An 11,222-nucleotide genomic window follows, 5' to 3' on the forward strand; every position below is an offset into this window, starting at 1 on the left:
GGGGGATAGGTGCGTGGCGGCTCTTGTGATAACATCCGGCGGTTTCCAGGGTAGCCTGATGTGGCTGCCTTTACTGCGCAGATCCATGGCATAACTCGTTGATTTGTCGTAAGTCGGTGCATGGCACTCAGTCTGCATCGGCGAGCTTCGTTCGTCCCATATGGATGTGACGAAGTTTCACCAGAAAAAGGAATCAGGCTTCTCATGGGCGAACTGGCCAAAGAAATCCTCCCGGTCAATATCGAAGACGAGCTGAAGCAGTCCTACCTCGACTACGCGATGAGCGTAATTGTCGGGCGGGCACTGCCGGATGCGCGCGATGGCTTGAAGCCCGTGCACCGGCGTGTGCTGTTCGCGATGAGCGAGCTGGGCAACGACTTCAACAAGCCGTACAAGAAATCTGCCCGTGTTGTCGGTGACGTGATCGGTAAGTATCACCCGCACGGTGATACCGCGGTGTACGACACCATCGTTCGGATGGCGCAGCCATTCTCGCTGCGTTACCTGCTGGTGGACGGTCAGGGCAACTTCGGTTCGGTGGACGGCGACAACGCCGCGGCCATGCGATACACCGAAGTGCGCATGACCAAGCTGGCGCACGAGCTGCTGGCCGACCTGCATAAAGAAACCGTGGACTGGGTGCCGAACTACGACGGCACCGAGATGATCCCTGCGGTCATGCCGACCAAGATCCCCAACCTGCTGGTCAACGGCTCCAGCGGTATCGCCGTGGGCATGGCGACCAACATTCCGCCACACAACCTCGGTGAAGTCATCGACGGTTGCCTGGCACTCATCGACAACCCGGAACTGACTGTCGATGAGCTGATGCAATACATCCCCGGTCCGGACTTCCCGACTGCCGCGATCATCAACGGTCGCGCCGGCATTATCGAAGCCTACCGCACCGGTCGCGGGCGCATTTACATGCGTGCCCGCTCGATCATCGAAGACATCGACAAGGTCGGTGGCCGTCAGCAGATCGTCATTACCGAACTCCCTTACCAGCTGAACAAGGCCCGTCTGATCGAGAAGATCGCCGAGCTGGTCAAAGAGAAGAAGCTTGAAGGCATCACCGAGCTGCGCGACGAGTCCGACAAGGACGGTATGCGCGTCGTGATCGAGCTGCGTCGCGGTGAAGTGCCTGAGGTGATTCTCAACAACCTCTACGCCCAGACTCAACTGCAAAGCGTGTTCGGCATCAACATCGTTGCGCTGATCGATGGCCGCCCACGGATTCTGAATCTCAAGGATCTGCTGGAAGCCTTCGTACGTCACCGTCGCGAAGTCGTGACCCGCCGTACCGTGTTCGAACTGCGTAAAGCGCGCGAACGTGGCCACATCCTGGAAGGTCAAGCAGTTGCCCTGTCGAACATCGACCCGGTCATCGCCCTGATCAAGGCTTCGCCGACGCCATCGGAAGCCAAGGAAGCGCTGATCAGCACGCCTTGGGAATCCTCCGCCGTGGTCGCGATGGTTGAGCGTGCCGGTGCCGATTCGTGCCGCCCGGAAAACCTCGATCCGCAATACGGTCTGCGCGACGGCAAGTACTTCCTGTCGCCAGAGCAGGCGCAAGCCATTCTGGAACTGCGTCTGCACCGTCTGACCGGTCTGGAGCACGAAAAGCTGCTGGCCGAGTACCAAGAGATCCTCAACCAGATCGGCGAGCTGATCCGCATCCTCAACAGCGCCACGCGCCTGATGGAAGTGATCCGCGAAGAGCTGGAAGTGATCCGCGCCGAGTACGGCGATGTGCGTCGCACCGAGATTCTCGATGCCCGTCTCGACCTGACCCTGGGCGACATGATCCCGGAAGAAGAGCGCGTCGTGACCATTTCCCACGGTGGCTACGCCAAGACCCAGCCGCTGGCGGCGTACCAGGCCCAGCGTCGTGGCGGTAAAGGCAAATCGGCTACCGGCGTGAAGGATGAGGACTACATCGCTCACCTGCTGGTCGCCAACAGCCACACCACGCTGTTGCTGTTCTCCAGCAAAGGCAAAGTGTACTGGCTGAAAACCTACGAAATCCCGGAAGCCTCCCGCGCGGCCCGTGGTCGTCCGCTGGTCAACCTGCTGCCGCTGGACAGTGATGAATACATCACCACCATGCTGCCGGTCGAGGAATACACCGAAGGTCACTTCATCTTCATGGCTACCGCCAAAGGCACCGTGAAGAAGACCCCGCTGGAATCCTTCAGCCGTCAACGCAGCGTTGGTTTGATCGCGCTGGAGCTGGATGAAGGTGACGTGCTGATTTCCGCTGCCATTACCGATGGCGAGCGCGAAGTCATGCTGTTCTCCGACGGCGGCAAGGTCACTCGCTTCAAGGAAACCGACGTTCGCGCCATGGGCCGTACCGCTCGCGGTGTCCGCGGCATGCGTCTGCCGGAAGGCCAGAAGCTGATTTCCATGCTGATCCCGGAAGAAGGCAGCCAGATCCTCACCGCTTCGGCGCGTGGTTTCGGCAAGCGCACCGCGATCACCGAGTTCCCTGAGTACAAGCGTGGCGGTCAGGGCGTTATCGCCATGGTCAGCAACGAACGTAACGGCCGTCTGGTCGGTGCGGTCCAGGTGCTCGACGGCGAGGAGATCATGCTGATCTCCGACCAGGGTACGCTGGTTCGTACCCGTGTCGACGAAGTGTCCAGCCTGGGTCGTAATACCCAGGGCGTGACCCTGATCAAGCTGGCCAACGATGAAACGCTGGTGGGCCTGGAGCGGGTTCAGGAGCCGTCGGAAGTCGAAGGCGAAGAACTGGAAGCCGAAGGGCTCGAAGGTGAAGAGGGTGCAGTGTTCGACGGTGAGGTCGTGATCGACGATGTTGCCGACGACCAGCAACTCGACGCCGCCGCCGACGAAGAGCCGCAGGAGTAAGCGGGCAAGCAGGGGGCGGATGAAGATTCGCCCCCTTGTTGTTTGTCCCGGTTGAAAATATCGACACCCACGAAGATCCTGTGTGGAAGGGCTTTTGTGGGAGCCGGGCTTGCCCGCGATGCAGGCGCTGCGGTGTTTCTTGCACACCGCGGTGATGCAATCGCAGGCAAGCCAGCTCCCACAAAAGCTTGCTCCAGCAAGGGGTTGTGTTGACTGATATCGTGATTTTTATTGCGTGATACCACCAAATCAGAGCGAGATTGGATGTGAGCAAGAGAGCCTATAACTTCTGTGCCGGTCCTGCGGCGCTTCCCGAAGCTGTCCTGAAGCGCGCCCAGGCTGAACTCCTTGATTGGCACGGCAAGGGCCTGTCGGTCATGGAAATGAGCCATCGCAGCGATGAGTTCGTGTCCATTGCCACCAAGGCCGAGCAGGATCTGCGTGATCTGCTGAATATCCCCTCGAACTATAAAGTGCTGTTTCTGCAAGGTGGCGCGAGCCAGCAATTTGCTCAGATTCCGCTGAACCTGTTGCCGGAAAGCGGCACCGCCGACTATATCGACACCGGTATCTGGTCTCAGAAGGCGATCGAAGAAGCCTCGCGCTACGGCCACGTCAACGTTGCCGCAACCGCCAAGCCTTACGACTATTTCGCTGTGCCGGGTCAGAACGAATGGAACCTGTCGAAAGATGCGGCCTACGTTCACTACGCACCGAACGAAACCATCGGCGGCCTGGAATTCCAGTGGATCCCGGAAACCGGTGATGTGCCGCTGGTCGCCGACATGTCCTCGGACATTCTTTCGCGCCCGGTGGATGTCTCGCGTTTCGGCATGATCTACGCCGGCGCCCAGAAAAACATCGGCCCGAGCGGCATCGTCGTCAACATCGTTCGCGAAGACCTGCTGGGTAACGCCCGTTCCATCTGCCCGACCATGCTCAACTACAAGGTCGCGGCCGACAACGGCTCGATGTACAACACACCGCCAACACTGGCCTGGTACTTGTCCGGCCTGGTGTTCGAGTGGCTGAAAGAGCAGGGCGGCGTCGAAGCCATCGGCAAGCTCAATGAAGTGAAGCAGCGCACGCTGTACGACTTCATCGACGCCAGCGGCTTGTACAGCAACCCGATCAACAAGTCGGACCGCTCGTGGATGAACGTGCCGTTCCGTCTGGCCGACGATCGTCTCGACAAGCCGTTCCTGGCCGGTGCCGACGAACGTGGCCTGTTGAACCTCAAAGGTCACCGTTCCGTGGGCGGCATGCGTGCCTCCATCTATAACGCCGTCGATATCGTTGCGGTCAACGCACTGGTTTCGTACATGGCAGAGTTCGAGAAGGAGCACGGCTAATGTCTGAGCAAGAACTCAAGGCACTGCGCCTGCGCATTGATGCTCTGGACGAAAAGGTCCTGGAGCTGATCAGTGAGCGCGCACGCTGCGCCCAGGAAGTTGCGCGAGTAAAGATGGCCTCGCTGGCCGAAGGCGAAGTGCCGGTGTTCTATCGTCCTGAGCGCGAAGCTCAGGTGCTCAAACGCGTGATGGAGCGTAACCAGGGGCCGCTGGGCAACGAAGAGATGGCGCGGTTGTTCCGCGAAATCATGTCCTCGTGCCTGGCGCTCGAACAGCCGCTGAAAGTGGCTTACCTCGGCCCTGAAGGCACCTTCACTCAGGCTGCGGCCATGAAGCACTTTGGTCACGCGGTGATCAGCAAGCCAATGGCGGCGATCGACGAAGTGTTCCGTGAAGTGGCGGCCGGTGCGGTGAACTTTGGCGTGGTCCCGGTGGAGAACTCCACCGAAGGCGCGGTCAACCACACCCTCGACAGCTTCCTCGAACACGACATGGTGATCTGTGGCGAAGTCGAGCTGCGTATTCACCATCACCTGTTGGTTGGCGAAAACACCAAGACCGACAGCATCAGCCGCATCTATTCCCACGCCCAGTCCCTGGCCCAGTGCCGCAAGTGGCTGGATGCTCATTACCCGAATGTCGAGCGCGTGGCGGTGTCCAGCAACGCCGAAGCGGCCAAGCGGGTCAAGGGTGAGTGGAACTCGGCGGCGATTGCCGGTGACATGGCTGCCGGCCTCTACGGGTTGACCCGTCTGGCCGAGAAAATCGAGGATCGCCCGGACAACTCCACGCGATTCCTGATGATCGGTAACCAGGAAGTGCCGCCGACCGGTGACGACAAGACCTCGATCATCGTTTCCATGAGCAACAAACCCGGCGCTCTCCACGAGTTGCTGGTGCCGTTCCACGACAATGGCATCGACCTGACACGGATCGAGACCCGTCCGTCGCGCAGTGGTAAATGGACCTACGTGTTCTTCATCGACTTCGTCGGCCATCACCGCGACCCGCTGGTCAAAGGTGTGCTGGAAAAGATCAGTCAGGAAGCAGTGGCACTCAAAGTGCTGGGTTCCTACCCGAAAGCAGTTCTCTAAGGGCGGTAGCAAATGAGTGGCAACTTCCTCGCTCTGGCACAGCCGGGCGTGCAACAACTTTCGCCTTACGTTCCGGGCAAGCCTGTGGACGAACTGGCTCGTGAGCTGAACCTCGATCCGGCCAGCATCGTCAAGCTGGCGAGCAACGAAAACCCGCTGGGCGCCAGTCCCAAGGCGCTGGCGGCGATTCGTGAAGCGCTGGCTGAGCTGACGCGCTATCCGGACGGCAACGGTTTTGCGCTCAAGACCCTGCTGGCCGATCAGTGCCGCGTCGAGTTGAGCCAGGTGACGCTGGGCAACGGCTCCAACGACATTCTGGAGCTGGTGGCGCGTGCCTATCTGGCGCCGGGTCTGAACGCGGTATTCAGCGAGCATGCGTTTGCGGTCTATCCGATCGTGACCCAGGCCGTTGGCGCCCAGGCAAAAGTGATCCCGGCCAAAGACTGGGGGCATGATCTGCCGGCGATGCTGGCCGCGATCGATGCCGATACCCGCGTGGTGTTCATCGCCAACCCGAACAACCCGACCGGGACCTGGTTCGACGCCGAGGCGCTGGATGAATTCCTGCAGGACGTTCCGGCCCATGTGCTGGTGGTGCTGGACGAGGCCTACATCGAGTACGCCGAAGGCAGCGACTTGCCAGATGGCCTGGATTATCTGGCCGCTTATCCGAACCTGCTGGTCTCGCGCACCTTCTCCAAGGCCTATGGTCTGGCGTCGCTGCGGGTCGGCTACGGTTTGTCCTCGGCCATCGTCGCCGATGTGCTCAATCGCGTGCGTCAGCCGTTCAACGTCAACAGCCTCGCGCTGGCCGCCGCTTGTGCCGCGCTGCAAGACGTCGAGTACCTGGCTGAAAGTCGTCGCCTGAACCAATCCGGCATGCAGCAGCTTGAGGCGGGTTTCCGTGAGTTGGGGCTGAGCTGGATTCCATCCAAAGGCAACTTTATCTGTGTCGATCTGGGTCGCGTTGCTGCCCCGGTGTTCCAGGGGTTGCTGCGCGAAGGCGTGATCGTGCGTCCGGTGGCCAACTACGGCATGCCAAACCACCTGCGCATCACCATCGGTTTGCCAGCGGAAAACAGCCGCTTCCTCGAGGCGCTGACCAAGGTTATGGCTCGTGGTTGATGTCACTGCACTGCAATCTGCTGAACCTATGATCGGTCGCCTGGTGGTGGTCGGTCTGGGGTTGATCGGCGGTTCGTTTGCCAAAGGCCTGCGTGAAAGCGGTCTGTGCCGCGAAGTGGTCGGGGTCGATCTCGACCCGCAGTCGCGCAAGCTGGCGGTCGAGTTGGGTGTGGTGGATCGCTGCGAAGAAGACCTGGTGGCGGCTTGCCAGGGCGCGGACGTGATTCAGTTGGCGGTGCCGATCCTGGCCATGGAGAAACTGCTCGCGCTGTTGGCGGGCATGGACCTGGGGCAGGCGATTCTGACTGACGTCGGCAGTGCCAAGGGCAATGTGGTGCGCGCGGCGACCGAAGCATTTGGCGGCATGCCGGCGCGTTTCGTGCCGGGGCATCCGATTGCCGGTTCCGAGCAGAGCGGGGTGGAAGCCTCCAATGCCGACCTGTTTCGTCGCCATAAAGTGATTCTGACGCCGCTGGATCAGACCGATCCGGCCGCGCTGGCAGTGGTCGACCGGTTGTGGCGCGAATTGGGCGCCGACGTCGAGCACATGCAAGTCGAGCGTCATGACGAAGTGTTGGCGGCAACCAGCCATTTGCCGCACTTGCTGGCGTTCGGTTTGGTCGATTCATTGGCCAAACGCAATGAAAATCTTGAGATCTTCCGTTACGCTGCGGGCGGTTTCCGCGATTTCACAAGAATCGCCGGTAGCGACCCGGTCATGTGGCACGACATCTTCCTCGCCAACCGCGAAGCTGTCCTGCGCACACTCGATACATTTCGCAGCGACCTCGACGCCTTGCGCGACGCGGTCGATGCAGGGGATGGGCACCAATTGTTGGGCGTGTTCACTCGCGCCCGGGTTGCCCGCGAGCATTTCAGTAAAATCCTGGCCCGCCGGGCCTATGTGGACGCTATGAATTCCAACGATCTGATTTTCCTGGCACAACCTGGTGGCCGCCTGACTGGGCGGATTCGTGTACCGGGCGACAAATCGATTTCCCACCGCTCGATCATGCTCGGTTCCTTAGCCTGCGGCGTCACCGAAGTGGAAGGTTTCCTCGAGGGCGAAGACGCCCTGGCGACCTTGCAAGCTTTTCGCGACATGGGCGTCGTCATCGAAGGTCCGCACCACGGTCGTGTGACTATTCACGGCGTCGGCCTGCATGGCCTGAAGCCTGCGCCGGGCCCGATCTATCTGGGCAACTCCGGCACTTCGATGCGCCTGCTGTCTGGCCTGCTGGCTGCGCAGAACTTCGACAGCACCCTGACCGGCGACGCTTCGTTGTCCAAGCGTCCGATGAATCGCGTGGCCAATCCGCTACGTGAAATGGGCGCTGTGATTGAGACCGCCGCTGACGGTCGTCCACCGATGACCATTCGTGGCGGCAACAAGCTCAAGGGCCTGACTTACACCATGCCGATGGCCAGTGCCCAGGTTAAATCCTGCCTGCTGCTGGCGGGTCTGTATGCCGAAGGCAAGACCACGGTCACCGAGCCGGCACCGACTCGTGACCACACCGAGCGCATGTTGCGCGGCTTCGGCTACCCGGTGACCGTTAACGGGGCGACCGCCTCGGTCGAGTCCGGCCACAAGTTGACCGCGACCCACATTGAAGTGCCGGGCGATATCTCGTCGTCGGCGTTCTTCCTGGTGGCGGCGTCGATTGCCGAAGGTTCGGAGCTGGTGCTCGAACACGTCGGCATCAACCCGACCCGCACTGGCGTAATCGACATCCTGCGCCTGATGGGCGCTGACATCACTCTGGAAAACCAGCGTGAAGTCGGTGGCGAGCCGGTAGCCGACCTGCGCGTACGGGCAGCTAAACTCAAAGGTATCGAGATTCCCGAAGCGCTGGTCCCACTGGCTATCGACGAGTTTCCAGTGCTGTTCGTGGCGGCTGCCTGTGCCGAAGGTCGCACTGTGCTGCGTGGTGCCGAAGAGTTGCGCGTGAAGGAATCGGACCGGATCCAGGTCATGGCGGACGGTCTGCTGGCGCTGGGCGTCAAGTGCGAGCCCACTCCGGACGGCCTCATCATCGACGGCGGCCAGATCGGCGGCGGCGAAGTGCACGGTCACGGCGATCACCGGATTGCCATGGCCTTCAGCGTGGCTTCACTGCGCGCCACTGCGCCGATCCGCATCCATGATTGCGCCAACGTCGCGACCTCGTTCCCGAACTTCCTCGCGCTGTGCGCGCAGGTCGGTATCCGTGTTGCACAAGAGGCTCAGTCGTGATCAGCATTGCACCGGTCATCACTATTGATGGGCCAAGCGGCTCTGGCAAAGGTACTGTCGCCGGGATTCTGGCCAAGCGCCTGGGCTGGAACCTGCTGGATTCCGGTGCACTTTATCGACTGCTGGCTTTCGCCGCGCATAACCATGGCGTCGACCTGACCAATGAGGAATTGCTCAAGAAGCTCGCCGCTCATCTGGATGTGCAGTTCATCGCGGCGACCGATGGTCAGCTGCAGCGCATTATTCTGGAAGGCGATGAAGTCAGCGATGTGATCCGTACCGAGAGTGTCGGCTCGGGTGCCTCGCAGGTCGCCGCGTTGCCTGCGGTTCGCGAGGCGTTGCTGCAGCGTCAGCGGGCTTTTCAGGAGGCGCCGGGTCTGGTGGCCGATGGTCGCGACATGGGTACGGTGGTATTTCCCGACGCACCCTTGAAGATTTTCCTCACTGCCAGTGCCGAAGAGCGTGCGCGCCGACGTTACTTGCAGTTGAAGGGCAAAGTCGATGGTGTTAGTCTGTCGAGTCTGCTAGATGAGATACGTGCGCGCGATGAGCGTGACACCCAGCGAGCGGTAGCCCCGCTTAAACCGGCGGCTGACGCCATACAGCTGGATTCCACGGAATTATCCATCGACCAGGTGCTGGAACGCATCATGAGCGAGATCGCCATTCGCGATATCGCCGGGTGACCAAGAGGGCCGCAGGGGACCAGTCATAGTCCTGCGGAGCTTCTTTTAAATGAAACTAACCCACATCGTCTGGGATGTGGAGATGGGCGTATTCTTCGCCCTTATCAACAGGAATTAAAATGAGCGAAAGCTTTGCGGAACTCTTTGAAGAAAGCCTAAAAACCCTGAACCTTCAGGCAGGCTCCATCATCACCGGTGTTATCGTTGATATCGATTACCAAGCTCGCTGGGTAACCGTTCACGCTGGCCTGAAGTCTGAAGCACTCATCCCGCTTGAGCAGTTCTACAACGACGCTGGCGAACTGAACATCAACGTCGGTGACGAAGTTCACGTTGCTCTGGACTCGGTTGAAGACGGCTTTGGTGAAACCAAGCTGTCCCGTGAAAAAGCCAAGCGCGCTGAATGCTGGATTGTTCTGGAAGCAGCCTTCGCAGCCGAAGAAGTGGTCAAGGGCGTTATCAACGGTAAGGTTAAAGGCGGCTTCACTGTCGACGTTAACGGCATCCGTGCGTTCCTGCCAGGTTCTCTGGTTGACGTCCGTCCAGTGCGCGACACCACGCACCTGGAAGGCAAAGAGCTGGAATTCAAGGTCATCAAGCTCGACCAGAAACGCAACAACGTTGTCGTTTCCCGTCGCAGCGTCCTCGAAGCCGAGAACTCCGCCGAGCGTGAAGCTCTGCTGGAATCCCTGCAGGAAGGCCAACAAGTCAAAGGTATCGTCAAGAACCTCACCGATTACGGCGCATTCGTCGATCTGGGTGGCGTCGATGGCCTGCTGCACATTACCGACATGGCTTGGAAGCGTATCAAGCATCCTTCCGAAATCGTCAACGTTGGCGACGAGATCGATGTCAAGGTTCTGAAGTACGATCGCGAGCGCAATCGTGTTTCCCTGGGCCTCAAGCAACTGGGCGAAGATCCATGGGTTGCTATCAAAGCCCGTTACCCAGAAAGCACTCGCGTTACCGCTCGTGTAACCAACCTGACCGACTACGGCTGCTTCGCTGAGCTGGAAGAAGGCGTTGAAGGTCTGGTACACGTTTCCGAAATGGACTGGACCAACAAGAACATCCACCCTTCGAAAGTCGTACAAGTCGGCGACGAAGTGGAAGTTATGGTTCTGGACATCGACGAAGAGCGTCGTCGTATCTCCCTCGGCATCAAGCAGTGCAAATCTAACCCATGGGAAGATTTCTCTGGTCAGTTCAACAAGGGCGATAAGATCTCCGGCACCATCAAGTCGATCACCGATTTCGGTATCTTCATTGGTCTGGACGGCGGCATCGACGGTCTGGTTCACCTGTCCGACATCTCCTGGAACGAAGTGGGCGAAGAAGCCGTACGCCGCTTCAAGAAAGGCGACGAGCTGGACACCGTTATCCTGTCGGTTGACCCAGAGCGCGAGCGCATCTCCCTGGGTATCAAGCAACTGGAAAGCGATCCGTTCTCCGAGTACGTTCAAGAGAACGACAAAGGCGCCATCGTTAAAGGCATCGTGAAAGAAGTTGACGCTAAAGGCGCCATCATCACTCTGGCCGACGATATCGAAGCGACTCTGAAAGCCTCCGAAATCAGCCGTGACCGCGTTGAAGACGCGCGCAACGTTCTGAAAGAAGGCCAGGAAGTAGAAGCCAAGATCATCAGCGTTGATCGCAAGAGCCGCGTAATCCAGCTCTCCATCAAGTCGAAAGATGATGCTGAAGAGAAAGAAGCAATCCAGAGCTTGAAAGACAAGCCTGCTGCTGACATCGCTGCTGGTCCTACCACTCTGGGCGACCTGTTGCGTGCACAAATGGAAAAACAGAACTGAGTTCTGTCAGACCATAGAAAAAGGGCGACTTCGGTCGCCCTTTT

At 59.5% G+C, this 11,222-nt stretch carries 7 protein-coding genes; all 7 read left to right on the forward strand.

Annotation, left to right across the window (positions count from 1 at the left end; all coding sequences use genetic code 11):
- Positions 1–204: 204 nt before the first annotated feature.
- The 7 genes from gyrA to rpsA all read left to right on the forward strand — a co-directional run bounded on the left by gyrA (position 205) and on the right by rpsA (position 11,178).
- The gene (gene gyrA / locus AC30D7_RS21295) at positions 205–2,874 is read left to right on the forward strand and encodes a DNA gyrase subunit A (protein ID WP_490135382.1); all 2,670 of its coding nucleotides are present in this window, start codon (positions 205–207) and stop codon (positions 2,872–2,874) included.
- Positions 2,875–3,140: 266 nt separating this feature from the next.
- On the forward strand, positions 3,141–4,226 hold the full coding sequence (gene serC / locus AC30D7_RS21300; protein ID WP_086944626.1) for a 3-phosphoserine/phosphohydroxythreonine transaminase: 1,086 nt from the start codon (positions 3,141–3,143) through the stop codon (positions 4,224–4,226).
- On the forward strand, positions 4,226–5,320 hold the full coding sequence (pheA, locus tag AC30D7_RS21305; RefSeq protein WP_007939916.1) for a prephenate dehydratase: 1,095 nt from the start codon (positions 4,226–4,228) through the stop codon (positions 5,318–5,320). The genes serC and pheA overlap by 1 nt, the downstream gene beginning before the upstream one ends.
- A gap of 12 nt (positions 5,321–5,332) precedes the next feature.
- Entirely contained in the window at positions 5,333–6,445 is a 1,113-nt protein-coding gene (hisC, locus tag AC30D7_RS21310) for a histidinol-phosphate transaminase (protein ID WP_490135383.1), read from the forward strand.
- A 28-nt stretch (positions 6,446–6,473) separates the two neighbouring features.
- Positions 6,474–8,681 (forward strand): bifunctional prephenate dehydrogenase/3-phosphoshikimate 1-carboxyvinyltransferase, encoded by a 2,208-nt coding sequence (locus tag AC30D7_RS21315; protein WP_433786743.1) that lies wholly within the window; start codon positions 6,474–6,476, stop codon positions 8,679–8,681.
- Positions 8,678–9,367, forward strand: coding sequence for a (d)CMP kinase (gene cmk / locus AC30D7_RS21320; protein ID WP_007939921.1), 690 nt, complete (start codon positions 8,678–8,680; stop codon positions 9,365–9,367). The genes AC30D7_RS21315 and cmk overlap by 4 nt, the downstream gene beginning before the upstream one ends.
- Positions 9,368–9,486: 119 nt before the next feature.
- Positions 9,487–11,178 carry a 30S ribosomal protein S1 gene (gene rpsA, locus AC30D7_RS21325; protein ID WP_018929851.1) on the forward strand — a complete coding sequence of 564 codons (1,692 nt, stop codon included), beginning with the start codon at positions 9,487–9,489 and terminating at the stop codon, positions 11,176–11,178.
- Positions 11,179–11,222 lie beyond the last annotated feature (44 nt).

The sequence above is a fragment of the Pseudomonas sp. DF5 genome, assembly GCF_058148225.1.